Source organism: Arthrobacter sp. D5-1 (assembly GCF_017357425.1).
GTDB lineage: Bacteria > Actinomycetota > Actinomycetes > Actinomycetales > Micrococcaceae > Arthrobacter.
Genome location: NZ_CP014571.1, coordinates 3749785 through 3775408 on the forward strand (window position 1 = coordinate 3749785; position 25624 = coordinate 3775408).

General features: G+C 63.6%; 25 protein-coding genes. 8 read left to right on the forward strand and 17 right to left on the reverse strand.

Annotated elements, in window-relative coordinates; genetic code table 11:
* Nucleotides 1–17: 17 nt before the first annotated feature.
* On the forward strand, nt 18–899 hold the full coding sequence (locus AYX22_RS17265) for a 1,4-dihydroxy-2-naphthoate polyprenyltransferase (protein WP_207594480.1): 882 nt from the start codon (nt 18–20) through the stop codon (nt 897–899).
* Nucleotides 900–961: 62 nt separating this feature from the next.
* Here AYX22_RS17265 and AYX22_RS17270 read toward each other — a convergent pair whose 3' ends face one another.
* Nucleotides 962–1273: a DUF4229 domain-containing protein gene (locus tag AYX22_RS17270; RefSeq protein WP_207594481.1), complete on the reverse strand. Its 312-nt coding sequence runs from the start codon at nt 1271–1273 to the stop codon at nt 962–964.
* Nucleotides 1274–1360: 87 nt separating this feature from the next.
* On the opposite strand from AYX22_RS17270, the gene AYX22_RS17275 reads away from it, so the two are divergent.
* Nucleotides 1361–1801, forward strand: a complete 441-nt coding sequence (locus AYX22_RS17275; protein WP_089596062.1) for a PLD nuclease N-terminal domain-containing protein — start codon at nt 1361–1363, stop codon at nt 1799–1801.
* A gap of 6 nt (nt 1802–1807) precedes the next feature.
* Entirely contained in the window at nt 1808–2434 is a 627-nt protein-coding gene (locus AYX22_RS17280) for a hypothetical protein (protein WP_207594482.1), read from the forward strand.
* On the opposite strand, the gene AYX22_RS17285 is transcribed toward AYX22_RS17280, so the two are convergent.
* From AYX22_RS17285 to AYX22_RS17330, 10 genes are all read right to left on the reverse strand, one after another.
* A complete protein-coding gene (locus AYX22_RS17285) occupies nt 2415–3875 on the reverse strand; it encodes a dynamin family protein (protein WP_242703383.1) in 1461 nt (486 codons plus the stop codon). The genes AYX22_RS17280 and AYX22_RS17285 overlap by 20 nt on opposite strands.
* An 11-nt stretch (nt 3876–3886) precedes the next feature.
* Nucleotides 3887–5773: a dynamin family protein gene (locus AYX22_RS17290; protein WP_207594483.1), complete on the reverse strand. Its 1887-nt coding sequence runs from the start codon at nt 5771–5773 to the stop codon at nt 3887–3889.
* A 142-nt stretch (nt 5774–5915) separates the two neighbouring features.
* Complete coding sequence (locus AYX22_RS17295) at nt 5916–7274, reverse strand: IniB N-terminal domain-containing protein (RefSeq protein ID WP_207594484.1); 1359 nt, start codon at nt 7272–7274, stop codon at nt 5916–5918.
* Nucleotides 7275–7448: 174 nt separating this feature from the next.
* On the reverse strand, nt 7449–9518 hold the full coding sequence (locus tag AYX22_RS17300; protein WP_207594485.1) for a LuxR C-terminal-related transcriptional regulator: 2070 nt from the start codon (nt 9516–9518) through the stop codon (nt 7449–7451).
* Between the two features lie 3 nt (nt 9519–9521).
* The gene (locus tag AYX22_RS17305; protein ID WP_207594486.1) at nt 9522–11540 is read right to left on the reverse strand and encodes an Hsp70 family protein; all 2019 of its coding nucleotides are present in this window, start codon (nt 11538–11540) and stop codon (nt 9522–9524) included.
* A gap of 187 nt (nt 11541–11727) precedes the next feature.
* A complete protein-coding gene (ccsB, locus tag AYX22_RS17310; RefSeq protein WP_207594487.1) occupies nt 11728–12795 on the reverse strand; it encodes a c-type cytochrome biogenesis protein CcsB in 1068 nt (355 codons plus the stop codon).
* On the reverse strand, nt 12795–14504 hold the full coding sequence (locus tag AYX22_RS17315) for a cytochrome c biogenesis protein ResB (protein WP_207594488.1): 1710 nt from the start codon (nt 14502–14504) through the stop codon (nt 12795–12797). The genes ccsB and AYX22_RS17315 overlap by 1 nt, the downstream gene beginning before the upstream one ends.
* Complete coding sequence (locus AYX22_RS17320; protein ID WP_014922639.1) at nt 14504–15259, reverse strand: cytochrome c biogenesis CcdA family protein; 756 nt, start codon at nt 15257–15259, stop codon at nt 14504–14506. Before AYX22_RS17320 ends, AYX22_RS17315 begins: the two co-directional genes overlap by 1 nt.
* A 5-nt stretch (nt 15260–15264) precedes the next feature.
* On the reverse strand, nt 15265–15870 hold the full coding sequence (locus tag AYX22_RS17325; protein WP_207594489.1) for a TlpA disulfide reductase family protein: 606 nt from the start codon (nt 15868–15870) through the stop codon (nt 15265–15267).
* 4 nt (nt 15871–15874) lie between these two features.
* Nucleotides 15875–16540: a histidine phosphatase family protein gene (locus tag AYX22_RS17330; protein ID WP_207594490.1), complete on the reverse strand. Its 666-nt coding sequence runs from the start codon at nt 16538–16540 to the stop codon at nt 15875–15877.
* A gap of 207 nt (nt 16541–16747) precedes the next feature.
* Here AYX22_RS17330 and AYX22_RS17335 point away from each other — a divergent pair, with 207 nt between their 5' ends.
* The 3 genes from AYX22_RS17335 to AYX22_RS17345 all read left to right on the forward strand — a co-directional run bounded on the left by AYX22_RS17335 (nt 16748) and on the right by AYX22_RS17345 (nt 19171).
* Nucleotides 16748–17299, forward strand: a complete 552-nt coding sequence (locus tag AYX22_RS17335; protein ID WP_026541313.1) for a YceI family protein — start codon at nt 16748–16750, stop codon at nt 17297–17299.
* A 180-nt stretch (nt 17300–17479) separates the two neighbouring features.
* Nucleotides 17480–18193 (forward strand): hypothetical protein, encoded by a 714-nt coding sequence (locus AYX22_RS17340; protein WP_207594491.1) that lies wholly within the window; start codon nt 17480–17482, stop codon nt 18191–18193.
* 261 nt (nt 18194–18454) lie between these two features.
* A complete protein-coding gene (locus AYX22_RS17345) occupies nt 18455–19171 on the forward strand; it encodes a hypothetical protein (protein ID WP_207594492.1) in 717 nt (238 codons plus the stop codon).
* Nucleotides 19172–19220: 49 nt separating this feature from the next.
* On the opposite strand, the gene AYX22_RS17350 is transcribed toward AYX22_RS17345, so the two are convergent.
* Together AYX22_RS17350 and AYX22_RS17355 are read right to left on the reverse strand one after the other, a co-directional pair.
* Nucleotides 19221–19916, reverse strand: coding sequence for a redox-sensing transcriptional repressor Rex (locus tag AYX22_RS17350; RefSeq protein ID WP_198318262.1), 696 nt, complete (start codon nt 19914–19916; stop codon nt 19221–19223).
* Nucleotides 19917–20000: 84 nt separating this feature from the next.
* Nucleotides 20001–20255 (reverse strand): glutaredoxin family protein, encoded by a 255-nt coding sequence (locus AYX22_RS17355; protein WP_207594493.1) that lies wholly within the window; start codon nt 20253–20255, stop codon nt 20001–20003.
* Nucleotides 20256–20421: 166 nt separating this feature from the next.
* Here AYX22_RS17355 and AYX22_RS17360 point away from each other — a divergent pair, with 166 nt between their 5' ends.
* Nucleotides 20422–21270: an HAD-IB family hydrolase gene (locus AYX22_RS17360; protein ID WP_207594494.1), complete on the forward strand. Its 849-nt coding sequence runs from the start codon at nt 20422–20424 to the stop codon at nt 21268–21270.
* Between the two features lie 490 nt (nt 21271–21760).
* Nucleotides 21761–22381, forward strand: a complete 621-nt coding sequence (locus AYX22_RS24370) for a DUF559 domain-containing protein (RefSeq protein WP_337339179.1) — start codon at nt 21761–21763, stop codon at nt 22379–22381.
* Between the two features lie 135 nt (nt 22382–22516).
* Here AYX22_RS24370 and AYX22_RS17370 read toward each other — a convergent pair whose 3' ends face one another.
* From AYX22_RS17370 to AYX22_RS17385, 4 genes are all read right to left on the reverse strand, one after another.
* The gene (locus AYX22_RS17370) at nt 22517–22615 is read right to left on the reverse strand and encodes an AURKAIP1/COX24 domain-containing protein (protein ID WP_003792170.1); all 99 of its coding nucleotides are present in this window, start codon (nt 22613–22615) and stop codon (nt 22517–22519) included.
* 164 nt (nt 22616–22779) lie between these two features.
* Entirely contained in the window at nt 22780–22992 is a 213-nt protein-coding gene (locus tag AYX22_RS17375) for a helix-turn-helix domain-containing protein (RefSeq protein ID WP_017199160.1), read from the reverse strand.
* Nucleotides 22993–23223: 231 nt separating this feature from the next.
* Nucleotides 23224–24363 (reverse strand): 3-deoxy-7-phosphoheptulonate synthase, encoded by a 1140-nt coding sequence (locus tag AYX22_RS17380; RefSeq protein ID WP_207594496.1) that lies wholly within the window; start codon nt 24361–24363, stop codon nt 23224–23226.
* Nucleotides 24364–24586: 223 nt separating this feature from the next.
* A complete protein-coding gene (locus tag AYX22_RS17385) occupies nt 24587–25618 on the reverse strand; it encodes an acetylxylan esterase (protein WP_207594497.1) in 1032 nt (343 codons plus the stop codon).
* Between the last annotated feature and the right edge of the window lie 6 nt (nt 25619–25624).

Genomic DNA, 25624 nt, shown 5'->3' on the forward strand with positions numbered 1-25624 from the left:
TACACGAGGTACTACACGTGGCGACAGCTGCACAATGGATCCAAGGAGCCCGGCTCCGCACACTGCCCGCGGCCATCGCGCCCGTCCTGATTGGTTCGGCAGCGGCGTACGAGCTCCAGGCATTCCGGCTGCCGAACGCGATCCTGGCTGCGCTCGTGGCGCTCCTGCTCCAGATCGGCGTGAACTACGCCAATGATTACTCCGATGGCATCCGCGGCACCGACGAGGACCGGGTAGGTCCCCTGCGTCTTGTCGGCTCCGGTGCTGCGCTGCCGGAGCAAGTGAAGTGGGCAGCGTTCGGGCTGTTCGGCGCCGCGATGATTTGCGGCCTGATCCTGGTGATCATCACCCAAACGTGGTGGCTGATCCTGGTGGGTATCGGCTGCGTCCTGGCAGCCTGGGGCTATACGGGCGGCAAGAATCCCTACGGCTACATGGGCTTGGGCGATGTCTTCGTGTTCGTGTTCTTCGGGCTCGTGGCCACGCTCGGCACCACCTATACCCAGGCCGGACAAGTCAGCCTGGCCGCCGTGATCGGTGCGATTGGTACAGGCCTCATCGCCTGCGCCCTGTTGATGGCAAACAATGTCAGGGACATTCCCACTGATACGGCCGCCGGAAAGCGGACCCTGGCAGTGCGTCTTGGCGACCGGCACGCCCGTGAAAGCTACGTGTTGATGCTTGCCGTCGCCATCCTGCTGGTCATCGTGCTGGCGCCCACCAAGCCGTGGATGCTAATCGTCCTGCTGCTGATCCCCGCGTGCTTGATGCCGGCCTGGCTGATGGTCAATGGGAAAAAGCGCAAGAGCCTCATTCCCGTGCTCAAGCAGACCGGCATGATCAACCTCGGGTACAGCCTGCTGTTCTCGCTGGGCTTGATCCTGAGCCGCGGCTTCTAAGTTCAGATACAGCCAACGCCCCCAGGAATCCTTCCTGGGGGCGTTGGCTGTACAAAGACTTTTTACAAGGAGCCCGGGCGTTTGTCGTTGTTGACAGCGATATCCGGGTTTTTCTCTACCAAGCGGTCCTCGACCGTGGCGTCCTCAACTTCGCCGGCAGTGCGAATGGGCTTGGCCCGCCCGGAGAAACGTTCGCGCATGGCTGCAGTGGCGGCGTCGCGCTGTTTCTGGAAGAAGAGGTAGCTGATGGCGAACGCGATCAGCCCGGCGAAGATGACCGCCAGGATCCAGCCAACCCCCAAAAAGGCGAAGAGGACGAACAACGGCACGAACAGCGCCAGGCGAATGAGGGAATACTTCAGGAAAGCCACCATCCAAGTTTAGCGGGCCGGATGGTTGCACTCTGATCACAGCCGGTAGAGGACGTCCAGTAATGGGCTTCCGGCGACTAGACTTGGTGCATGCTCCGGGTTGTAGGCGTCGTCATTGTTCTGGTCATCTTCGTCTATGCCCTGGTGGACGTCATCCGTACGGACAGCCACCAGACACGCGGTATTTCCAAACCCGCGTGGATCATCGTGATGATTGTCCTGCCGCTCCTGGGCGCCATCCTCTGGTTCATCTTCGGCCGGCCCTATGGCAAACCCACGGCAAAGCCGGTCCGCCGCTATCCCACTGCTCCGGACGATGACCCCGAATTCCTCCGTAACCTGGAAACCCGCCGTCGCAACCAGGCCGAGGATGACCGCCTGAAGAAGCTCAAGGCGGACCTTGAAGCCAAGGAACGCGAGCTTGGCGACAAACCCTCCGATGGTTCCGGTGAGGCAACAGGCAACGGCTTCAAACCCGGCGATACCAAGCGAAGTGAGCCGGACCCCCATGACACCGACGAGCTGAAGTAGGCAAACATGGCCCAGCAAGCTGATGGTTCACGGCAGTTACCTTCCACCACACCATCAGTCATTGGGCCAACAGCGCGTCCCGCACCACCACCCCGTCCGGGCATGTCCCTGTCAGTGCCGCCTCCCATTACCGCGGCCATCGTGCCACCGGGCACCGCACGGCTCTCCCGCTCCCTCTGGGTTGCCAGCTTTGTGGCGGGAATCGCCGTCGCCGTTTTCGGTTTCCTCGGCCGTGATGCCCACTTCGAGCGTCTGAAAGGCGTCATCGGAGGCATGGTTCCCGACGGTGACGCCCAAGCTGTCGAGGGATCCACCGCCGTCGTGTTCCTGGGCAGCCTCGCCATGATCGCGCTGGTGGTGGCCATGGAAGCCGTCCTGCTGATGGTGCTTTTCAAACGCCGTGTCTGGGCACGGTGGACCTTGGCGCCCTTGGTCCTCCTGCACGCGGTGGTCACAGTGATCACCGCAGACTTCGTGGTGGCTCCCGGTGCGGACGGCGTCTTGCCCACGGTTTTACTGGCGTCCCAGTTCATCCTTGCCGCGGCGGGGCTGATCCTGCTGTTTTTCCCCTCAACTACTGTCTGGCTCCTGAGCGAAAAATTCAGCGAGCGACTCAGCGAACGGCCGGCATAGCGGCCAACATCCCTTCGCAACTCCGCACGACCACACGGCACGCTTCCAGTGCCGACGGCTCGGTCAACGGATTTTCCGCGATCAGCCGCCAACGGCTCAAACAGCTCCGGGCAGCCTCGCTGATCTGCCTGGGATCCGCCTCCGGGTTCACGCCCAACCTCAACGAGGCAGTGCTGCCGCGGCCACCCACCAGCCGTTCCGCTTCAGCTTCCTGCACCTCATCCAGTCCCACGCCACCGGTCCGCAACGCGGCGAGGAGCTTGAGCTCCCGGAACTCATGAGCGCCAGCCTGGAGCCGTTCCAACGCCGCTTCCAGCGGCGCCGTCCGCTCCCTGGGAACCCCGCGGACCAATGACTCCAAACCCACGACGACGGCACGCGCCTTGAGTGCGTCGGCACGGTTCTGGAAGAGATAGCTGATGGCGTCCAGCAAAGTGCCCAGCCCGCTTCGACGTGCCAGTTCATGGGCCAGTTCGGTGGGATCAGCAGTCCCGCCCCGGATCAGGGCAACACCCAGCCGAATCCCAAACAGGCCAAACCTTTGCACCAGCGATGCTTTGGTGGCCGGGCGGAGGCCTTGCGGAGCCTCGAAACGGACAAAACGGTCTGCGGACAGCATCATTCGTTCCCGCTGGCTCCGGTCCATCTGCGCCAGCATTGCCATGGCCTCATAGTCCGCCTGGCGCATGGTCCGTGAACTTTGTGCCAGCAGCCCGGCCACGGGCACCACACCCAAGGCCAAGGGTCTAAGGTTCTGGTCCCGGCTGTATCTGTCGGCGATGACCGCTGCCGAAATCAGGGAGTCAATCCTTCCGGCGCCGATCTCGTCGGCCCGGGACAAGACAGCCAAGGCATTGACGGTACCGGATCGTCCGGCGGCGGTGTCCTTGAAGGATTCGAGGAACCGGACATCGGAGGCATGCAGGTGCCGCAGGAGATAGATGACGGCGTCCGCTGCCGTAGGTTCGTCTTCCGGCAGCAGGAAAGCCGCCGATCTCCCGGAAATATCCTCGGACATCGAGGCGATGCCGGGAGTATCGATCAACGTGAGATTGCGCAGGCCGGCTGATGGCCAGTCCACCACCAGACGCTCCACATCCCCGGCCGGGATATCGCCCAAGGACAGGACCAAGCGGCCGTCTTCGCGGGTCACGGGGAGGTTTTGAGGTCCGCCCCGGAACGGGTAAACCGTGATTTTCGGAGTGTGTCCGTACTCGTACCACGTGACCACACGGGTGCATTCACCGGCGTCAGTGGGCGCGATTTCCTCGCCAATGATCGCGTTGAGGAGTGTTGATTTCCCGGCCTTGACCATCCCGGCCACCGCGATGCGCAACGGCCCTTTCAGCCGGCTGTCCAATTCGTCCACCACCGCGAGCGCAGCGGCGTCATCGCGGAAGACTTCCCGTGCGTGCCGGAGCAGGTCCGCGGCTCCGGCCATTCCCGGTTCCATCAGCCGGCCGGGACGGTTGAGGGTTTGGGTTGGTTTTCCATGGAGGGAGCTTCAAGCAGCTGCTGCGCTTCCCTGGCCATCGTGTCCACTGCCTTGAGATGGCCCCGGATTTCCTTGATCCGCAGGTCCCGTTCCACTGCGTAGGTTGCGGCAGCTTTTTGGGCAGCCGCCACGGATTCAGCCAGGGAGCGGTGGTGCTCCTCGGCGATCTCCGTGAAGTGGTCCCGTGTGGCCCTTTGGACCAGCCGCAGCCTGTCCCTCAGCTGTTTTCCGACTTGGAACACAACATCGTCCACGTGCTTCCTTACCAGGATCTTGGCTTCGGCTTGCCGCTGCTTGAGCCGGGCCTCTTTGTCTTCCCGGAAGGCTTTCCGTCCCAGCAGGAGGCCGGCGCCGACGGAGAGCGGGTTGATGAGGGCCATCCCAAAGATGCCAGTGAGGAGGCCGAACATCAGCACGCCGCCATAGGATCCACGCATTCCGATCAGCACTTTTTGCAGGGGTCCGAGACGCCCGTTGTCCACCTCCTGGATGTCAGCCACGGGGTCCAGCACGCCGCCCGTATCGGCCACCTTCAACGCCGGCAGGGCTACCTCGTCCTCGGAAAAGTGGTCCGCCACCTGGGTGGCCAGCCACTGGGCCCGTTCGCTGGTCCAGACGAAGGTATCCGAGACCGCAGCAGCGGTGCTCTGCTCCAGCCACTGGGTGAACTGCTCCCAGGCGGGGCCGGGGTCCCCCTGGTCAATGGCGGTTTCCGCTTCGCGCTGGATCCGGCGCAACCTGTCCTTCAGGTCGTACTCCATGTCTGCGATGAGGTCCCCGATGCCATCGTTGAGGGTGATCTGCCAGCGCGCCGACCGTTTGCGCAGCGAGTCCGCGTCCTCCTTGGCCGCATTGAGGCCGGCGATCATCTGCGGCGTGCCCTCGGGATTCTCCAGGGCACCAAGCTCCGACTGCAGGGCGAGCCTCAGGTTTTCGGTCACGGACAAGAGATCATGGCCAACGGATCGACGTTGAATTCGGGCGGCCTCCCCCACAATGTTGTGCCTCAGGTGGTGGATCAGCTCAGGAAACCCTGATTCGGCGTTCAGTTCCGTGTCCTGCAGACGCGCCGCCTGGAGGCGAAGCTCCGAAGAGACCGGGAACAGGGGTATGTCCGGCCCCACCTCGGCAAGGTGTTTCCGGTCGAGGTCCTCGATTTGCCGCCAGCTCGGATAGAGGTCGGTCTTGGACAGTACGCACACCACGTTGGGGCTGATGCGCATGGCTTGGCGCAGGAACCGCATTTCCGGTTCGGTGTATTCCTGGGACGCATCGGAGACAAACACCATGGCATGCGCTGACGGAAGGGCCGTCAGTGTGGTCAGCGTGTGCGTTGACCCCAGCCCACCCACCCCGGGCGAATCCACTATTGCCAGTCCACCCGCCAGCAGTTTCCTCGGCAAGACAACCTCAGCCGCCACGATGTTCTTCGCGTTGCCGGGATTGCCTTTTTCGGAGACGTAGTCAGCCAGGTGGTCCAACTGCACGGGCTGGCGTTCCAGCGTTCGTTCGTGGCCGTCGCTGTCGAGCTCCGTACGAGTGCCTTCCAGCGTGCCACCCTCCGCAGCGGGAACCAGGACAACGGCCGACGCCGGTTCCCCCTGCCGGACCACCGTCGGCACAGTGGTGGCAATGTCGTCATCCACAGGGCAGACGGGCGCATTCACCAAAGCATTGATCAGTTGGCTCTTGCCTTGCTTGAACTCGCCCACCACGATCACGCGAACGCTGGGATCCTGAAGGCGGTTGTGGGTGTTTTCCAGGCGTCGCCGAAGGTCGTTCCGCTCCCCCACCAGCGCCATGCCCTGCTCCACCAATGTGGTCATCCGTACTGTTTCCGCCATGGTGTGTCCTTTGTTCTGCCTGTTCCGGTGCTGCTGTCCGGAGGGGCCACGAAGTGCCCGACAGGCGTCCATCCGCCTGCCGGGCACTGCTGGGGGTGCTCTGCGCCGCAGCTTCCGCTACGCCGTGTGGACCTCTTTGCCGCTAGTCGATCTCAACGTCGTTCTTGGCGATGACGTTCGAATGGTCAATGTCGTTGTATTCGACGTCAACTTCGTTGTCCTCGATGTTGGTGTAGCTCGACTTATCAACTTCGAGCTCGTTGTCCTGGATCACCGTGGAGTCGTAGTTGACCTGGACGTCCTCCACGTCGATTTCCTTGGAGTTGTCGATCTCCAACTCGTTGTCCTGGATCACCGTGGAATCGTAGTTGACCTGGACGTCCTCCAGTTCCACGTTGGTGGAGTGATCGTTGGTGTATTCCAGCTCCACCTCGTTGTCCTTGATGATGGTGGAGTTCTCGATGTTCGTGTACTCCACGTCCACGTCGCCGACTTCCAACTCGTTCTCCGTGTTGTAGGAGTCCTTGTTGAACGAATCGGTGTTGTGGATGGTGGTGTGGGAGTTGTCGGTGTGGGAGGAGTTGTCCTCATTGAAGGAGTCCTCGATGTCCACGTCGACATCAACGTCGGTGTTGTAGGAGTCCTTGGTCACCGAGTTGTCCGAATTGTCGTTGAACGAATCCTTGACCTCGATGTCCGTGTTGCCCACCTCGACGTCGCCAGGGCCCGACTCATTGATGGTCAGCGAATTATCTGTTGAGTGGTCATCCGTGGAGGTGGTGTTGCCGGAGTCCTTCACGTCGTCGCCGGCGGCAATGGCACCGTCGCCCGAGGCGATGACAGCGTCCTGGTTGAAGAGCTGCGTGACATCGCCGTCAGCCCAGATGTTTTGGTTCACCGACTGATCGGTGATCGTATCGCGGTCATCGATAGTGGTGGTGTAGGAGTAGTTGTTCACCACGTGGACCAGTTGTTGAACGGCGTGGGCGTGGTCATCGTGGTCGTCGTGTCCGCCCCAGCCACCGCCGCCACCGCCGTGGCCGTGATCGTCGTCGTCATCATGGCCACCCCAGCCACCGCCGCCACCGCCACCGCCGTGGCCGTGATCGTCGTCGTCATCATGGCCACCCCAGCCACCGCCGCCACCGCCACCGCCACCGCCGTGGCCGTGATCGTCGTCGTCATCATGGCCACCCCAGCCACCGCCGCCACCGCCACCGCCGTGGCCGTGATCGTCATCATGGCCACCCCAGCCGGCGCCGCCGCCAGTGGAGGCATGGTTGCCGCCGGTGTTGTATTCGCGGTCGAACGACGAACGGGCGTTGATCGGTGCGTAGTCCAGGACCACCGGGCGAACAGCATCGACGTCGGCCGAGGAAACGTCACGGAGGCCGGCTGCGGCCAGGGCAGCCTCGGGGTCGCGGACAAAGTCCTCGGCTGCATCGGGATCGTTGAACAGGCTCATCAGGAACTGCACGAGCTGTTGTGCGAGTGTAGGCATTGGAATGCTCCCTCAAATTCTGTGGTGGGTGGTAAATGGCCCGGCGCTTTGCCGGGCTCCCCTTCAACGTATGGCCGTGGTGAGGGACCGGGCATCGGGGGTGGTCCCCCTACCGCTTGCCCCAGCGTTAGGGGGTAGCGGGGTTTTCCGTTAGGGGGTGGAGGGGGTTGCCGCTCACGGAGGCGGGTACCCCTCCCCCAAGGCAAGGCGCAGGCGGACCAGGAGGTCCGATCGGTTGTCGGCCCCCAAGCGCCTGCGCATGCGTGCCACGTGGTGTTCGGCAGTGCGTGGCGAGATGTAGATGGCTTCACCGATCTCCCGGTACGTCTTGCCTTCAAGAAGAAGCCGAGCCACTTCGCGTTCCCTGGCGCTCAGCCCGGACGGATCCCCCGCACCCGGGCTGGTGCCGTCCGGTGCAGGGGTACCCGCACCACCATGGTGCGGCTCCTCCACCCGATCGTGGCCCGCCCCGGCCGGAGCGCCTTGGGGATGGATGTCCCTGGCGCAGGCCAGCAGGCGCACCAGGTCGCGCCGTTCCTCCGCGTGCGCGGCGGCATGGCCCGCCAATCGCGCCCCTTCCCAAGGCATCCCGACGGCGGCCAACCCGCGGGCCGCCGCTTCGACGTCGGACGCTTCAAACCGGCCGGCCAACACCGAAACCCAGGCTTTGCCACCCACGGCAAGGACGGACGCCAGGTGGCTGTGTTCCGAAGCCCGAACCAGCGCGGCAGCGTGCGGCGCAAGCTCAGCGGGGCTTTCGCTCAGCAGTGCGGCCTGCACTGCCGCCCAGTGCAGCGGCACTGACCACAGTGGCGGGTTCCCCAACCTTTGTAAGAGCTCCCAGGCGCCGTCCACATAGTGCGAGACCCGACGTGTCTCGCGCAGCCGTGCAGCAGAAACCATCAGCTCACCCCAGGGCAGGAGACTGTAGAGATCCACGGCTACGTGCATCATGGCTTCCCGGGCCCGGTCCCACGCCAACACCAGCGCGTGCACGTCGCTGCCACGCCGTGCGAGCCCCACCTCCAGCGCTGACAGCAGCAGCTCGTCGCGGGGTGCCAAGGACCAATGGTTTGCCTTGACTGCCTCGTTGATGGCCAATCGGGCCTCGTCAGAGTTGTCCTGCTGCATGGCAGTCCAGGCCTGCAGGAGGAACAACCGGGGTCGGGCAGCATCCCCGCCCTGGCCCGCGGCCAACGCCGCCCTGAGCACAGTGTCTGCTACCGCCGGTTCCCCACTGTGGAGTGCGCAGAGGGCCGCCAGGGCCCCCGGGGTCTCCGGCAATGGAATCGCTGCGCCAGAGGCGTTCATCATGTCCGAGGCCCTGATGAGCTCCGGCAGGGCCAATTGAGGGTTGGGTCCAAGGGTCTGCCGCAGGCCCTCCTGGGTGAGCGTCAAAGCCACCGCCAGGAGCGTTGGCGAACCGGACGGCACGGCGGCAGCCATGATCTCTTCAGCCAGCACGGCATTTCCGGCGCCGATCATAGCCACTGCGGCCAGCGGGGCAGACCCCTGCAACCTGTCCGGCCCCAGCCAGCTGTACGTGTCAGCACTCCGGGACAACATTCCCCGCTGTGCCCACACGGCGGCGGCCACGTCCACCCCCAGGCGAAGGTGGGGAGGTTCGGGCAAAGCGAGCAGCCTGTCAACGATCCTGCCAGCTTCGTCCAGATCCCCGGTGGCGGCCAAGGCCTGGGCACGCTTCGCGGCAATGTGGAGCTCCTTGTTCCCGGCAAGAAGCGCTTCGGCATAGAGATCCACGGCCAGACGCGGATCCGAGTCCAGGACGCTGTTTGCCACCTCTTCGAGTTCTGCGGCAACGCGGGCATCCTGCATCCCACTTCTAGCGAGGTCGCGGGCCAGGTCTCCCAAGGGACGGCCTTCGTCCAGGACCTTGTCCACGAGCTCACGCTGCAGCGCCCGGATGCGGGAAGGCGGGGTTCCATGCAGCAAGGCATGCTGGACCGTCCCCACTACGGACCCGTCGGCCAGCAGCAAGCCCGCATCCATGGCTGCAGTGATGATCGAGTCCAGGCCATCATGGCCTTCAAGGCCACGCGGCAGGGGTGAAGGCAGCGTGAACCCCACGGATAGGGCTAGGAGCAGCTCGCGGACTTTCGCGGAATCCCCGGAAAGCTTCGGGACAGGGTGTGGCGCTGCCTCGTGAAGGGCGGCAGGTTCCTTGAACGGGTGATCGTCCGGCCCGGGTGGAAGGTGCCCGGGCTTAGGGTCATGTCCCGTCATGGGCTACACCGCCGGAAGCATCGCTGGATCCGGAATGGGGCCCGTTTGCGAGGGCTCGGGTAAGGGATCAGCCGTGACAGGCGGGGGTACCGGTTCCGGCGTTGGCTCGGGTGACGGCGGTGGGGGGTCTTGCGTGAGCGTCGGTTCAGGCTGCGGCACTGTTGGCTCGGGCGACGGCGGTGGAGGTGGCGTGACAGGATCAGCCGGGGTTGTAGGCGGAGTTGTGGGTTCGATGACCGGTGGCGGCGTGGTGGGGGGTGTTGCAGGCGGCGGTGTAGGCCCACTGGCGGCGCCACCAGTAGGCGCCGGTGTGGGTGTGCTGGGAGCCGGGGTGGTGCCCGGAGCAGCGGGGGTTCCCGTGCCCGGCGCCGCAGGAGTGGCGGTGGCGGTTCCGCCGGATGAGGTGCCCGGGGAGGTGCCGGCAGCAGGTCCTGCACCGGGTCCCGCAGCGGCCCCCGATCCAGTTCCGGCATTCGTTGTTCCGGTCCGGGCCGGGCTCTTCCCCATCCCATTCCCTGCCTTGGTAACCCCGGCCCTGGCGCTGGCTTCAAGTCCACCCGCCGGCTTGCCTACCGTCGGGGTTTCCCCGTTCTTCCCGCCACCGGCAACACTGCCTTGGCCCCCTGAAGCCTGAGGACCGCCGTCGCGCATGACATCAGCGGCCTGGTTCCCCAACACGGTTGCCAGCAACCCACTGCCTTCGGGACTCTGGGCCGCCGTCGCCGTCGCGATGGTCAAGGCGGCCGCCGCTGCAGCCGCGGCCGCAGCCATCCGGACACGCGGCCGGGGAGCCGGCCGGCCCTGCTTTGCGGACGCTGCTGCGCGGACGCCCAGGGCTGGGGGCCGGCTGGCGGTATGCGGGCGCCCCAGCGCGCCGATCGCCACCACGTCGTCAGCCGCTGCCCCGACAGCGGCCGCAGCCGCCGCGTCCACGGCCTCTTCGGCCCTAGAGCGCAAACCAGCCACCGCTGCCCCCAGGCAGATGGAGGACTTGGGATCGGCGTCGACGGCGATGGGCCGGCCAAGTTCCACCGAAATCATCTGGGCCACGAGGGGAATGCGCGATGACCCACCGATGAGCAGCACGGCGCTCAGATCCTGAGAGTCCACGTTGACGCTCTGCAAGCTTCGTTCCAGTGCTTCCACGGTTTCCCGGAGGGGCTCCTCGATGAGCGCTTCGAATTCGGCGCGGACCAACCGCACAGACTGCTGTGTTCCCGGCAGGGAAACTGCCACACTGGATTCGCTGTCCAGGGACAGCGCTTCCTTGGCCTCACGGCATTCCCTCCGCAGTCTCGAAAGGGCTGCGAGGGTGTCCGGCGCCTCCGGATCCACGTCCCCGGATGCCTTGACGTGGCCCATCACGTGCCGCAGGACGGCGGCGTCGAAGTCTGCGCCGCCAAGGGTTTCAATACCGTCGGGACGTCCCAGCAACTCAAAGTTCCCGGCTCCGGCTTTGCGCAGGATGGCAGTGTCGAACGTACCTCCGCCGAGGTCGTACACAGCGATGATGCTGCCATCTTCCACCCGCGTTTGGGAGGCGTAGTGCAGGGCCGCTGCTTCCGGCTCACTGATCAGGGTGATGTCATGGAGGCCCGCCGCGTTGAGCGCTGCGAGAACCACCGAGGTCCGGTGCTGGCCCCAGGCAGCGGGGTGCGTCATGATGATCGACGACGGCGCCGTCCCCTCCCGCTCCCCGGCCCTGTCCACCACCCACCGGGCCATTGTGGCGTACACATCCTCCGGGGCCAGCCAGCCCTCGCCGACAGCGAGGGGAACGGAATCCCCGATCCGACGCTTGAACTCACGCACCATATGGTGGGGATCGTCCAGGCCCCGGCGTTCGGCGGCTTCGCCTACCAGCACTCGGCCGTCGTCGGTATAGAACAACACCGATGGCACGGCGTTGCCATGTAAACCCAACGGGAGGATTTCCGGTGTAGGGGTTGGACCTTGGTCAGGCTTAACCAGGGCTGCTGCGGTAAAACTCGTCCCGACGTCAATGGCGAGAACATAGTTCATAGCTACCTCAAAAGAACACGGCGCGTCGCTAGCGGGCTGCATCACAAGCGGGTTCTGAACAAGGTAGCACCTGCTTTGGACAGGCAAAAGGCTTGTTTAGTGCACCGTTTTGTTGTTTCTTGAGGGACGGGCCCGAGCCACTGACAACGCCCCTGCTCAGGCCCGCATTGGCGCCGAGGCCCCGATTTTAGAGCCCGGAGTAGGAATGCAGGCCGTTGAAGACCGTGTTCACCAGCGTGAAGTTGATGATGACGCAGGCGTAGCCAACAATCGACAACCAGGCTGCGCGTGTTCCCGTCCAGCCACGGGTGGCCCGTGCGTGCAGGTAGCCGGCATAGACCACCCAGATCACAAAGGTCCACACTTCCTTGGGGTCCCAGCCCCAGAAGCGGCCCCAGGCCTTTTCGGCCCAGATGGCGCCGAACATGAGGGTAAACGTCCAGCCGATGAAGGCGATGGCATTGATGCGGTAGGAGAGATTCTCCAAGCTCAGCGCGTTGGGGACCAGGCGCATGAAGCCCAGCTTGTCCGGACGGCCAGCAGCAAGGCTCTTCTGGCGGTACGACTGCAGCAACTGCAGCACGGACATGGCGAACGTCAGCGTGAACAACGCTGAAGAGAGCACTGCGATGGAGACGTGGATGATCAGCCAATAGCTCTGCAGTGCCGGAACCAGGTGACCCACCGGGGTCCAGAAAGCAGCAGATGCGGCCACCAGCATGATGATAGCCAGCCCGATCACAAAGGTGCCCAGGAAGCGCAGATCCCGGCGGATGAGGACGATCAGGAAGACAGCTACCGCAACGAAGGCGCCGGTGGTGAGGAACTCGTACATGTTGCCCCACGGCACACGGCCCGCACCGAAGGCTCGGGTCACTACACCCGCGCCGTGGATGAGGACACCCAATACCGTCAGGGCCACGGCCACACGGGCAGGTGCGCGGCGTTCGCCGGCGTATTTCATGTCGCCGGCGGCGGTGCCGCCCTCAAAGGTGAGGCCCGACGTCGGACGCTCAGCGCGGCCTGCCGGCCCACCGGCGTCGGGACCTCCCAAGCCTCCCGCGACGCGGCCGGCAGCAACCGTGACCTTCTCGCCGGCAGTGCTGGCCGCAGCCTTCAGGTCCACGGCGCGGAGCATCTTGCTGCTCTTGGCCAGGTCCCAGGCAAAGGCGATGAACGCCACGGTGTACGTGCCGGCGGCCAACAGCATGAACAGCTCGCTGTACTGGCCCAGGGTTTCGTTGATGACGGGCATTACTGGTCCTTCGAGGTTGAGGAAGATCCTGCTGTAGTTGTTGCGGTGTCCTGCGTCTGTGGGATGTTCCATTCCCGGGCAAAGATCTCGCGGAGTGCCGCGGCTTCGCCGGCCAGGCGGTGATCTTCACCGCGGGCCAGCAGGCCGTACTCCACCATGGTGCGGCCGTCGGCGTGGGTTCCGGTGCGGACCCAGACACGGCGCCGGTTGATATAGAGGGACATGACCAGGCCACCGACTGCGAGGAAGCCGAAGATCAGTGCGTAGAGCTGTCCGGGGTTGTGGTGGATGTCCACGCCGATGTACTTCTTCACGCCGTCGAACGTGATGCTGCCCTTGCCTTCGGGCAGGTTGACGGTTGCGCCCGGGGTCAGGGTGATGCCGCCCGCCGCGAGGTCGCGGGCATTGAGCGGTTTCAAGTCCTTGACGTCCAGTTCGAACACGTTCTGGGGCACGCCCTTGTCCAGGCCGAGGTCTCCGTAGAAGGAATTCAGGCTCAACTGGGGGTTGAAGAGTTCCGGGGAAGCGCTGAACGAGGTGCCGTCTTCGGTGACGAACGCCGTGGGAAGGAAGAAGCCCACAAAGCCAAGCTGTTCCGGCTTCGCGTCGGGGACCTTGATGACCACCGACGAGTAGTAGTTGTCTCCCTGGACCTTGGCCGTGACGGGACCCTGGAAGGAAACATTGCCTTCGCCGTCCCGGACGGTGACCAGGGGCGCGTAGCCGTTGCCGGTCAGGTAGAGGCTGGTACCACCGAGGGAAACGGGGTCGTTGACCTTGAGGGTTTCCTTCTTGACCGGTGAATCCGGTCCTTCCTTGGTGGATACCTCGGCCGTGTAATCGATCGGCTGGCCTGCTTTGCCCGGGGATTCACGGTCGAACTTGGCTTCGAACTTGTCCAATTGGACCGAATACGGCTGCAGCGCGCTGCTCTGGAAGTTGGTGCCCGGAGTGAACTGATCGTAGCCCACCAGGGTGTTGACGAACGTGTCACCCTCCACCAGGATGCGCTGGCCGCTGTACCCGTACAGGCCGCCGATGGCCACGGACACCAGGACGCCGATCAGCGAGGTGTGGAAGACCAGGTTGCCCACTTCCTTCAGGAAGCCGCGCTCGGCACCCAAGGACGGCAGGGCGCCGTCGACGTCCCTGACCTCCACGCGGTAGCCGCGCTTCTTCAGCAGCCCGGCGGCATCGTTGATGGCCTTCGACGCCGGGATCCCGGCGTCGGCGGGTACTGCCAAAGTACCGTACTCGGGCAGGCGCGAAAGGCGCTTGGGAGTACGGGGCGGCTGGGACTTCATGGCCTTGTAATGGGCAATGGCGCGGGGGGTGACGCAGCCGATCAGCGAGATAAAGAGCAGGATGTAGATGGCCGAGAACCAGGCCGAGGAGTAGACGTCGAACATCTGAAGGGCGTCCAGGATCTCACCGTAGGACGGGTTGTCCTTAATGTACTGCGTGACCACCGAAGGGTTCGCCGGCCGCTGCGGGAACAGGGAACCAGGCACCGCTCCGACGGCGAGAAGGAGCAGCAGGAACAACGCTGTGCGCATGCTGGTCAGCTGGGTCCAAGCCCACCGGAGCATGCCCTTGAAACCGAGGGCAGGAAGTGCGGCCTCGGACTTGGCCTGCTGGAGTTTTCCTTCCGCTGCGCTGGTGGTTTCAGCGGACGGTGACTTCTTTGTGGCTTTCACGGACTCGCTCATCAGATTGGCAACTTCACATCGTTTTGGAACCAGTACTGCAACTCGGTCACCCAGGTTCCCCACACACCGGTGGCCATCAGGATGCCGAGCAAAATCAGGATGCCTCCGCCAATCCGCTGGATGGCCAGACGGTGCTTGCGGAAAAAGGACATGACTCCCATGCCCCGGCGGACAGCCAGCGCAATCAGGAGGAACGGGATACCCAGCCCAAGGCTATAGACGAACGCCAGGAGCGCGCCCTTGGCTGCCGAGGAACCACCGGACAGGCTCAGCAACTGTACCGCGGAGTACGTCGGACCAATACAGGGCGCCCAGCCCAGGCCAAAGGTCAATCCCAGGAGCGGTGCTCCCCATAGGCCGGCGGGCGGTTTGGCATGGATCTTCGCGTCGCGCTGCAACCAGCCGAAGCCGCCCATGAAGACCACGCCCATGATGATCACCAGGATGCCCAGCAACTGCGTAATCCAGGCGTTCTGCGGGCCGGTCAGCAACGTGCCCAACTGCCCGAAGGCGCCGCCCAAAAGAACAAAGATCACCGAGAAGCCCAGGACGAACAGGCCGATTCCGGCCAGCATGCGGCCGCGCCGCTGCTTTTGGAGATCGACGCCGGTCAGTCCCGTGACGTAGCCAAGGTAACCGGGGACCAGTGGCAGCACGCACGGCGAGAGGAAGGAGACCAGCCCGGCCAGCAACGCCACCGGCACAGCCAGCAGCAGCGATCCATTGAGGATCGTCTCGGCGAAGGGACTGTTCATGGGTGCTACTCCGCCACTGCGGAGGTGATGAGGGCCTTCAGGGTGCTCTTCTCGATCTCGCCGAGCACGCGGGAGGCAACCTTGCCCTCCTTGTCCAGGACCAACGTTGTGGGCACTGCACCCGGCGGAACGATGCCGGACACGGACAGGAGAACAGCCCCGTCCTTGTCGTTGAAGCTCGGGTAGGTGATGTTGAAGGTTTTGTCGAAGGCCTCAGCGGTGGCTTGTTCGTCGCGCAGGTTAACGCCGAAGAACTGGACGCCCTGGTCCTTGAAGTCCTGGTGCAGGGCTTCAAGCTGGGGCGCCTCGATGCGGCAAGGTGCACAGGCAGCAAACCAGAAGTTCAAGACCGTGACTTTGCCCTTGAGATCCTCGGGCTTTACCGTCTCCCCGTTAAAGAGGGTGCCCTTGAGCGCCACTGGGGCGGCACGGTCCGCCTTCGCGAACTCTGTCACCGAACCATCGCCGGCTACGTAGTTCTTGTTGTCGCCTGCCTTGGCTTGCTTGGCGAGGGAATCTTCCTGGGCACACGCCGACAGGCCCATGGTCAGTCCCGCGAGAAGGACGCCACCGGCAGTCAGCACACCGCGACGTGAGAGGTTGTTGTCCATGCTTCTATGCCCCCGGGGTGCTCGCCGCGCCGGGGAGCAGGACGGCAGCAGGTTCGGTGTACTCCACTCGCACGATCTTGCCGTTCCCGTCCAGCGTCAGGGACGTCAGGGAAGTGAGCGTGCATTCGCGCTTGCGGGGATCGTGTGCCAGCCGCCGTCCTTCAGCGGTCAAACGGGTTGACCAGATGGGGAGCTGATGGCTCACGAGGATGGCTTCGGCACCGTCGCCACCCAACTCAACCGCCTTGGCACGGGCGTCTTCAACGGCGGCCAGAACCCGGGCCGCCTGCTCTTTGTACGGCTCGCCCCAGGATGGCCGCAGCGGATTGCGGAAGTACAGCCAGTGCTTGGGCTTCAGGAATTCACTCTTGGTGGGGTGGAGCCCCTCAAAGTGGTTCTCGGCCTCGATAATCCGGGGCTCGGTGGTGATTTCCAGGTTCAGGGCCTCTGCAGTGGGCATGGCCGTTTCCTGGGCGCGGGTCAGCGGTGAGGCGACCAAGTGGACGATCTTGGCCCCCTGGCCGACACGTGCCACAAAGTGGTCGGCCAGCATACGGGCCATCTCCCGGCCACGCTCGGAGAGGTGGAATTCCGGCAGGCGACCATACAGGACGCCGTCGGGATTATGGACCTCGCCATGGCGAAGCAGGTGGACAGTTGCTTGGGGCATGTTTACCAGTTTCTCAAAGAAGCGGGGCGATCCGAAATCTTCTACCGCTAGTAGAACTCAAAGTTTTTCCGAAATGTTCCCCGGAGTCGGAATAAAAGATGCATATGCATGTTTATACTGGACACGAAGCTCGGTTGACGCTTCAAGCAATGAGCTCGACCCGGCAAGCACGCAGTAACAACCAATCGATATAGGAGCAACACCATGATGACTCTCCCCGCTTCCGTCACCACCGGCACCTGGACCCTCGACGCTTCCCACAGCGAGATCGGCTTCACTGTCCGCCACGCAGGCATCAGCAAGGTACGCGGCCAGTTCAAGGACGCTTCAGCCACCCTCGAAGTTGGCGAAACCCTGGCCGACTCCAAGGTCACCGCCACCATCCAGACCGCCAGCTTCGACTCCGGCGACGTCAACCGCGATGGCCACGTCAAGGGAGAAGACTTCTTCGACGTGGAGAAGTTCCCGGAGATCACGTTCGTGTCCCGCCACGTCAAGGCCAACGGCAACAGCTTCGACCTCGTGGGCGATCTCACAATCAAGGGCGTGACCAAGGAAGTATCCATCGAAACAGAATTCAACGGTGTCGCAGTGGATCCCTTCGGCAACACCCGCGCCGGCGTTTCCGGCGAAACCACCATCAGCCGCAAGGACTTCGGCCTCACCTGGAATGCCGTTCTCGAAGCCGGTGGCGTGTTGGTCAGCGACAAGGTTGTCATCAACCTGGAACTCGCTTTCATCGCACCGGCCGCCGCATAGGCCCTCTCTCCAGACGCGGATTCACCCCAACGGCGCCACCCACAGTCCCCGGCTGTGTGGGGGCGCCGTTTCGCATTTCCGGAAGTCACCCCGCAATTGTTCGGCAAACAGCCTGTATTTACCTGCGAGTTGGCTCCGAAGTTCCTATGCAACCTTCAACCTGCGGTCTACAGTGATGCCATGAGTACCCCAGACGAAGCACCACAGCCACAGCAGCCCGGCTCCCAGCCTCCGCAGCCCGGCAATGTTCCTCCTGCGGGTTACCAGCCTCCGCAGGGCTACCAGCCACCCCAGGGTTACCAGCCGCCGTCGCAACCGGGACAATATTCACAGCCCGGCCCCACGCAGCCCGGGCCACCGCAGCCTGGCCCTGGACAGCCAACCCCGGGGCAGCCTGGTCTCCACTTCGAGATGCCCACTGACGGGCCCCGCAACTTCAACGACGTCATGCCCCAGGGCGGATTCTCGGGAATGTTCAAGACCCAGGGCCTCCCCACCGAGCTGAAGGTTTCATACTTCATCTGGGTGATCTCCGGACTCCTTGGCCTGCTGTTCGGGCTGATCGGATTCTTCGCGATCATTGCCCTCTTCGCTTTCGCCCCTGGCGTTGCAGCCATCCTGCTGATCATCCTCATCCTCACCCTGGCGGTGGCAGCGGCACAGGTAGTCCTTGCGATGAAGATGAAGGAAGGCAAAGAGTGGGCCCGCCTCGCCCTCACCATCGTGGCCGGCATCTCCTTGCTCCTCACCATTTTCAGTGCGGCCAGTGCCGGCGGCTCCAGCACGGGCCTTGGCAGCAACTGGTTCGGCTTCCTCGTCAGCGCCGTAGCCGTAGTCCTGATGTGGCTTCCGAATTCACAACTTTGGTTCAAGGCAGTCAAGGGCCACGCTTAGCGTTGAGGCAACTGCCGTCGTCGTGCCTTATCGGCGCCAATACAGGCTGAAGGCCGCGGTAAATCCTGTCGGATTGCCGCGGCTTTCATCATGAAGGCGTAAGCCAACATGATGATTTTTGCCGCGAGCCGGAAATACCTGCGTGGGATCACCTGCAGGGTCAGACCCGGGAGGTACGGTGGAAGCAGAACCACGCTGGGGGCAGGGTCATTTTGCTGATCCCGGCGGCCGCACCAGCAGTCGAACAAGCAAAGGAATGCCATGAGCAACCCTCCCTACCCGCCGTCAAACCCGGGCGATGCCAACCAGCCCGAGCAGCCGGGCACCCAGCCAGCCGCGCCGCAGTACGGCCAGCAGAGCCCCGCCGCGCCGCAGTACGGCCAGCAAAGCCCCGCCGCGCCGCAGTACGGCCAGCAGTCATCCCCGTACGGCCAGGCTCCCGGCGCTCCGCAGTACGGACAGGACACCAACTGGCCCAGCCAGCAGCCCGGTCCCACCGCTGTGCCGCCCATGGTTAACTACGCCTTCTGGATGATCGTTGCCGCCGGCATTCTTTCCGCTATCAGCTCGCTTCTGTTGGCCACCACTGGTGCTGATGCCTTCATCAGCGCCATGAACCAGCAGGCAAGCCAGCAGGGTACGGACCTCCCCGAAGGGTCCATGGAAGGCATGCGCGGTGTGATCGGTGTCAGCGCCGTCGTAGGCGCTGTTCTGGCCCTCGGTCTCTACGCCTTGGTCGCTTTCCCCGTCCGCAAGGGCAAGAACTGGGCACGGATCCTGGGCACCGTCTTCGCCGCCATCTCCGTCCTGGGCCTCACCGGCCTGTTCCAGTTCGGTGCCACCTACGGCATCCTGCAGCTCATCGTGATCCTGCTGGGAGTCGCGGCGATCGTCATGCTGTACCTGCCGGCGTCGGCCCCGTACTTCCGCAAGGCGCAGCCCTTCGGCAACCCATACCAGAACCCGTACGGCCGCTAAACACCCAGAGTTCCAGACGCTTCAAACGCGGGCGCGGACCCGGCGAAGGCTAAACAGCCTGGCCCGGTGTCTGCGCCCGTTGTGCGTGGTACGCCAAAATCTGGAGTTCCGTGGCCATGTCCACCTTGCGGAGGTTCACGTGCGGAGGAACCTGCAACAGCACCGGCGCGAAGCTGAGGATGCTCCGGATCCCGGCGGCAATCACGCGGTCGCATACAGCCTGCGCTACGGTGGCGGGCAGGGCCAGCACCACCATGTTGGTGTGGGTCCGTTCAAGGACCCGCTCAAGCTCCGCGGAGTCGCTGACGCGAAGCCACCCTACTTCGTTGCCGATCACCATGGGGTCGGCGTCGAAGATGGCTACAACGTCGAAACCGCGGGACTCAAAGCCGCCATACCGGGCCAGGGCCTTTCCGAGGTTACCGGCGCCCACAATGGCAACTTTCCAGTCATGGGTCAGACCCAGGGCGGCGGCAATGTGGCGGCTCAAGTACTGGACTTCATAGCCGACACCGCGCGTCCCATACGAGCCCACATAGGAAAGATCCTTGCGCAGGGTGGACGAGCTGACACCTGAGGCTTCCGCCAATGCTTCGGACGAAACCCGCTCCACGCCTTCAGCCAACAGGGAGTTGAGCGCGCGCAAATAGAGCGTCATCCGGGCCACGGCCGCGGGTGGGATCTGCTTTGTGGCAGGTTCGTTGTCCCCGGTTGCAGCCTCCGGGGACGGTTCCAGCGCAGTCACGGTATTCTCCATTGCGTCGCTTTGTTGTTCCACTCTATGACCCCCGGGCGGACTCAACAAAAGCCATTACCAACGGGTAACCCCTCAGCCCTCCAGGACCTTCTTCAGGGTGCGGGTGAGCCGTTCCTCGTCAATCTTCCAAAAATCGCGCTGGACGCCGTCCACCAGCACCACGGGAATCTCTTCCGCGAAGCGCTCCTGCAGTTGGGGGTCGTCGTCGATCAGCTGCTCCTTCCACTGCACGCCAAGACTTTTAGTGACACGCTCGACGGCGGCACGCGCCGCGGTGCACAGGTGGCAGTCAGCTTTGGTGAGGAGAACGACGTCGGGAATAGCCATATCTCAAAGGTACCGGCCAACCCTCTCTCACATCCCACGCCCTTCCGGCCAACCCTCTCTCACATCCCACGCCCTTCCGGCCAACCCTCTCTCACATCCCGAGCCCTTCTGTGACGCCACCGTGCGCCCTCGAACGCGGACCGCGGCGATTGACTAGACTCAAGGCATGCCCGAGGAGAAGAACGCCGCCGTGGTCGCAGATGCCTTGGTGCAGAAGCCCATAGTGCAGAAGGACAACGTGCAGAAGCGCACGGGCGAGGCCGCCTTCTTCGACGTCGACAACACCTTGATGAAGGGCGCCAGCCTCTTCCATGTGGCCCGCAAGATGTACGAACGCAAGGCCTTCACATTGTCGCAAGCGGCCGGATTCGCCTGGAAGCAGTTCAAATTCGTCATGCGCGGCGAGAACATGGAAGACGTCCACTCGGTCCGCGACTCCGCGCTTACCCTTGCTGCCGGCATCACCGTGGATGACATCAAGGCCCTGGGTGAAGAGGTCTACGACGAAATGATCGAGTCGCGGATCTGGCCGGGGACCAAGGCCCTCGCGGAACAGCATCTCAGGGTTGGACGCAAGGTCTGGCTCGTCACGGCTACACCCATCGAGGTGGCCACGGTCATTTCCACCAGGCTCGGACTCACCGGCGCCCTTGGCACCGTGGGTGAAGTGGAAGGTGGCATGTACACAGGGAAACTTGTGGGCGACATCCTGCACGGGCCGGCGAAGGCAGTCGCAGTTCAGCTCGTCGCCGATCGTGAGGGCCTGGATCTGGATCATTGCTGGGCGTACAGCGATTCCGCCAACGACATACCTTTGCTCACCATGGTGGGTCATCCCGTGGTGATCAACCCGGACGCCAGGTTGCGCCGGCACGCCCGCGAGAACAACTGGCCCGTGTACGACTTCCGTTCCGGTCGCCGCGCAGCAACGCTTGGGCTCAAGGCCGCCACGGTTGGCGGAGCGGTCTACGGCCTGTGGCGGGGTTTCTCAAGGTTCCGCGGCCCCCGCATCTGACCCTCTCTCACATCCCTCGGGCTTGACCCGGGCCCTCTCTCACATCCCTCGGGCTTGACCCGAACCCTCTCTCACATCCCTCGATGGCCTCAACGAGCCTGTGGATAACTTACGATGACTCAAGCGTTTCTGGGCGAGAATGCCAGATATGCAGAACGCCAGGCCCCTTCCGCCCCGACTGACCAACGCACCATTCACCATTGACGAGGCCGAGGCCGCAGGCCTGAAGCAATCGCACCTGTGGAATCGTGTAGGAATAGATGGGGTGAGCCGGGGCCTTTACCGTCCATCGGATTGGGATTTTGAGCTATCGGCGGCTGCAAGGTCACTGTCAGCCGCAAGTCCAGGGGCCTGGATATCCCATGTAACGGCTGCGAGGCTACATGGCGTGTGCCTTCCACCGTGGCTGTCTGATTCCAATGAATTGCATCTCAGCAAGCCGAGGCATCTCCCGTCCGTCCGCCGCAAAGGCGTAATCGGACACACGGTAGTGGCCTCCGCCGACGAGATCGAGAATGTTCAGGGCATCCGGATCAGCACTCGGTCGCGTACCTGGTTGGATCTTGCAAGACGCCTTCCGCTCGCCGACCTGGTCTGCATGGGTGACGAGCTCATTCGCAGACCCAGGCCGGACTTCGAAGCACGCGATAAACCGTTCACCACGCTGGAGGCACTTCGCGGGCTGGTGGGCAGGCACCGCAATCTACAGGGCGTCGTCAGGGCACGAGAAGCATTGGAGCTCATGCGTATTGGCTCCGACTCCGCGCCCGAGTCACTGCTCCGCTTGGCAATGTTGGACGCCGGTATCCCCGAACCGGAGTTGCAGGTGCTACTCCGCCCGAACGATCCTTTTTCGCCGTCCGCGGACTTGGGCTTCCGTGGCCGGCGGGTAGCAATACAGTACGACGGCGGCCATCACCTTGGGCGCGAACAGATATTTAGCGATCGGCGACGCGACAAGGCGTTCGAAGCAGCAGGCTGGACGGTCCTGAAATTCGGAAGGGATGACTTGGCGGACAACTTTTCGTCAGCCACGCAGAAGATCAAGAGCGCTCTTGGATCAGCATGGCGGGACCCCGCGGTCAGTTCGGGTTTCTCCCGAGGGACCTGAGAGAGGAACCCCACCAAACCCGAGGGATGTGAGAGAAGGACCCCCCCAAACCCGAGGGATGTGAGAGAGCGTCGGGGACGCAAAAATGCCCGCCACCTCGAGAGGCAACGGGCATTCACGCTTGGTGAAGTATCTCTACTTCTTATTGCGGCGCTGGTGGCGAGTCTTGCGAAGCAGCTTGCGGTGCTTCTTCTTGGCCATACGCTTGCGGCGCTTCTTAATAACTGAACCCACGAAAGTTCCTTACAAACTAGAAGTTCCTGTCTGTTGGAACAGATCCGCGGAAGCAGACAAGTACAACTGACAGATTCTTACATTGACGTAAAACGTTCCTTAACAGAGTACCGCTTCAAAGGGGCACCCTGTGACCACGGTCCGCGGGACGGACCCCGGCAGCCTCAGGCGGTCTCGGATTGTCCGTCCACCACGGCACCCTTGAGGTACTGGGCAACGGCCTCTTCAGGAACCCGGAAGGAACGCCCGAACCGTACGGCGGGCATTTCCCCTGAGTGGACCAGGCGATACACGGTCATTTTGGAAACACGCAGGACGTCGGCCACTTCGGCCACCGTCATGAAACGCGCATTCGAGAAGTTAGTCTCTGCGGACATTTCCCATATTCCTTTGCTCTCAGCCGGTTAGGACACCCCCAGTAGAACGGTGTGCCGATGCTGAGCCATCCAACAACCATGTGCTAGATACTCTAGAGGCTGATGGGGCCAATGTGAAAGCCTTTCCCGTAAGTGGGATGCCGCTCCCCCGGCCGAGCAAGACCATAACGGGGACTCGCTGCGGGCATGCCGAACTTACGGCATGATGCGCAGCGAAGCCACGAAACGGATCTACTCCGCAACCACCGCGCGGCGTTTCCGGGCCGAGGCAGCGAGCTGCTCCAGCACGGAAGCCGTAACGTCCCATTCCATGCAGGCATCGGTGACGCTCTGGCCGTAAACGAGTTCCTGCTCCCCCGCAAGCTGCTTGGCGGTGTCCAGGTTCTGGGCTCCGCCCACCAGGAAGCTCTCCAGCATGACGCCGGCGATCGGCGAGGTCTCCCCGGCTTCGAGCTGCGCACCGATTTCCAAGGCAACCTCAGCCTGGCGGTGGTGGCTCTTGCCGCTGTTGGCGTGGCTGGCGTCCACGATCAGGCGCGGGTTCAGGCCCTTGGCAGCGAGCTTGGAGGAAGCAGCCGCGACATCATCCTGGGAGTAGTTGGGTCCCTTGCGTCCGCCGCGCAGGATCACGTGGGTGTCAGGGTTGCCTGAGGTGGCTACGAGAGCCGCCCGACCGTCGTCGTCGATTCCCAGGAAGGCCTGCTCGGCGGCAGAAGCGCCGCAAGCGTCGATGGCCACCTGGAGGTCGCCGTCGGTGCCGTTCTTGAAGCCGATGGGCATGGACAGTCCGGAGGCGAGTTGGCGGTGGATCTGGCTTTCGGTGGTGCGGGCACCGATCGCGCCCCAGGAAACGAGGTCAGCCATGTATTGCGGACTGATCGGTTCGAGGAACTCGGTGGCCGTGGGTAGTCCGAGGGCGGTGACCTGCTTCAGGAACCCACGGGCCGCGCGCAGTCCGGCGGCGATGTCGTGGCTGCCGTCCAGGTGGGGATCGTTGATGAGGCCCTTCCAGCCAACGGTGGTGCGCGGCTTTTCGAAGTAGGTCCGCATGACGATCAGCAGGTCTTCCTTGTGCTTCTCCGCCTGGCTCACCAAACGGCGGGCGTATTCGAGGCCGGCCTTGGGATCGTGGATGGAGCACGGCCCGACGATCACCAGCAGCCGGTCGTCCACGCCGTCCATGATGGCGCGGACCTGGTCACGGCCACGGTCGACGACGGCAGCTGAGCGGGCGTCCAGCGGCAGCTCTGCGATCAGGTCCTGGGGTGCCGGCAGCGGCTCGAAGCGGGCGACCCGCAGGTTGGACGTGGAAGGATGCGCGGCATCAGGGGAGTCGAGCGATTCGGTGGGTTCTGCAGCGATGCTTGTCATGTCTGGGTCCTGTTCCGGGATGCGGAGCGGGCCCCTTTTCAGAACCCGCCGGATATGGCGAAGGGCAGAGAATGATCTCTGCCCTGTTGGCTCTGAAGGAAAGTTGGATGCGTGTCAGTTAGACGCGGGCCCCTCCAGAGCCAACGAAAAATACGCATACCAACGGTTTGTCATAGCCACACCATAACCGCGGTTCTTCACACCGGGCAAATCGCGTCCGCCATCATGACAAATGTTTGCGCAGGAACTGCAACTGCTTGATCCAGTGGTGTTCCTGCCCGCCCTCATGGTTGTTGAAGCGGTAGACCTCGATGTCCTTTACGGGCACACCCTCGGGCGCACCGCCGGGCGCAGCCGAGGAGCCGGTGCCGTAGCTGTTGTAGCTCGCGAAAACGGTGGACGGAGGGCAGATGTCGTCCATCTGCGCAGCGGAGAACAGTGCAGGAACGGTGGCGGCACGGCCTAGGTGGACGCCGTCGAAATAGTTCAGGACGGCCAGCGTTGGCTCATACTTTTCGCGGTGCCGGCCCAGGAAACCGGCGATCTCCGGATAGGGCCCGCGCGGGGTGATGTCAATGGCGCGGGGGAAGTCCTGCAGGAACGGGACGTCGGACAGCGCGGCGACGACGCCGTCGAGCCTTCCAGCCGTCAGCCCAGCGGCAGCAACAGTAATGCCGCCACCCTGGCTGACGCCTGTCAGGACTACCTTGGAGGGGTCGACGGCGGGATGGCTCTGCGCCGCTTCTACCGCACGGAACGCGTCCACGTACACCCGCCGGAAGTAGTAGTTGTCCTGGTGGTCGGCGCCCCTGGTCATGAGCCCGGCATAGTTGTTTCCGCCAGCGGACGGATGCGGATCCGGGGTGTCGCCCGAGACGCCGCCGTAGCCCTGCCCGCGGGTGTCCATGATGAAGTGTGCGTAGCCTGCTTGGGCCCACTTGGTGTTCTGGTTGACCAGCCCGCGGCCACCGGAGTAGCCGATGTACTCCACCACCACGGGAAGTTGCTGGCCCGGCTGGCGGTGTGACGGCAGGTGCAGCCAGCCCTTGATGCGGTCTCCCCCGAAGCCGGCATAGGACACGTCGAAAGTGTCGATCACTGCGAGGTAGTTGTCCACGGGTTCGAACACAGCGTCAAGAGGCAAAGCCCTGGCCTCGGTGATGGTGCGGTCCCAAAAGGCATCGAAATCGGCTGGCGGGACCACGCTTGAGGTGTAGTCGCGGAGCTGCTCAAGGGAAAGGTCAAAGAGGGGCATGTGGAC

What these genes read in the sequence shown, in the direction of transcription:
- ccsB (WP_207594487.1), bottom strand. Translation starts at nt 12,795, where the DNA reads ATGCCCGTCATCAACGAAACCCTGGGCCAGTACAGCGAGCTGTTCATG.
- AYX22_RS17335 (WP_026541313.1), top strand. Translation starts at nt 16,748, where the DNA reads ATGACTCTCCCCGCTTCCGTCACCACCGGCACCTGGACCCTCGACGCT.
- AYX22_RS17305 (WP_207594486.1), bottom strand. Translation starts at nt 11,540, where the DNA reads ATGAACTATGTTCTCGCCATTGACGTCGGGACGAGTTTTACCGCAGCA.
- AYX22_RS17285 (WP_242703383.1), bottom strand. Translation starts at nt 3,875, where the DNA reads ATGGCCGGAGCCGCGGACCTGCTCCGGCACGCACGGGAAGTCTTCCGC.
- AYX22_RS17340 (WP_207594491.1), top strand. Translation starts at nt 17,480, where the DNA reads ATGAGTACCCCAGACGAAGCACCACAGCCACAGCAGCCCGGCTCCCAG.
- AYX22_RS17345 (WP_207594492.1), top strand. Translation starts at nt 18,455, where the DNA reads ATGAGCAACCCTCCCTACCCGCCGTCAAACCCGGGCGATGCCAACCAG.
- AYX22_RS17355 (WP_207594493.1), bottom strand. Translation starts at nt 20,255, where the DNA reads ATGGCTATTCCCGACGTCGTTCTCCTCACCAAAGCTGACTGCCACCTG.
- AYX22_RS17330 (WP_207594490.1), bottom strand. Translation starts at nt 16,540, where the DNA reads ATGCCCCAAGCAACTGTCCACCTGCTTCGCCATGGCGAGGTCCATAAT.
- AYX22_RS17360 (WP_207594494.1), top strand. Translation starts at nt 20,422, where the DNA reads ATGCCCGAGGAGAAGAACGCCGCCGTGGTCGCAGATGCCTTGGTGCAG.
- AYX22_RS17275 (WP_089596062.1), top strand. Translation starts at nt 1,361, where the DNA reads ATGCTCCGGGTTGTAGGCGTCGTCATTGTTCTGGTCATCTTCGTCTAT.
- AYX22_RS17280 (WP_207594482.1), top strand. Translation starts at nt 1,808, where the DNA reads ATGGCCCAGCAAGCTGATGGTTCACGGCAGTTACCTTCCACCACACCA.
- AYX22_RS17300 (WP_207594485.1), bottom strand. Translation starts at nt 9,518, where the DNA reads ATGACGGGACATGACCCTAAGCCCGGGCACCTTCCACCCGGGCCGGAC.
- AYX22_RS17380 (WP_207594496.1), bottom strand. Translation starts at nt 24,363, where the DNA reads ATGACAAGCATCGCTGCAGAACCCACCGAATCGCTCGACTCCCCTGAT.
- AYX22_RS17375 (WP_017199160.1), bottom strand. Translation starts at nt 22,992, where the DNA reads ATGTCCGCAGAGACTAACTTCTCGAATGCGCGTTTCATGACGGTGGCC.
- AYX22_RS17385 (WP_207594497.1), bottom strand. Translation starts at nt 25,618, where the DNA reads ATGCCCCTCTTTGACCTTTCCCTTGAGCAGCTCCGCGACTACACCTCA.
- AYX22_RS17320 (WP_014922639.1), bottom strand. Translation starts at nt 15,259, where the DNA reads ATGAACAGTCCCTTCGCCGAGACGATCCTCAATGGATCGCTGCTGCTG.
- AYX22_RS17325 (WP_207594489.1), bottom strand. Translation starts at nt 15,870, where the DNA reads ATGGACAACAACCTCTCACGTCGCGGTGTGCTGACTGCCGGTGGCGTC.
- AYX22_RS17270 (WP_207594481.1), bottom strand. Translation starts at nt 1,273, where the DNA reads ATGGTGGCTTTCCTGAAGTATTCCCTCATTCGCCTGGCGCTGTTCGTG.
- AYX22_RS17290 (WP_207594483.1), bottom strand. Translation starts at nt 5,773, where the DNA reads ATGGCGGAAACAGTACGGATGACCACATTGGTGGAGCAGGGCATGGCG.
- AYX22_RS17315 (WP_207594488.1), bottom strand. Translation starts at nt 14,504, where the DNA reads ATGAGCGAGTCCGTGAAAGCCACAAAGAAGTCACCGTCCGCTGAAACC.
- AYX22_RS17295 (WP_207594484.1), bottom strand. Translation starts at nt 7,274, where the DNA reads ATGCCTACACTCGCACAACAGCTCGTGCAGTTCCTGATGAGCCTGTTC.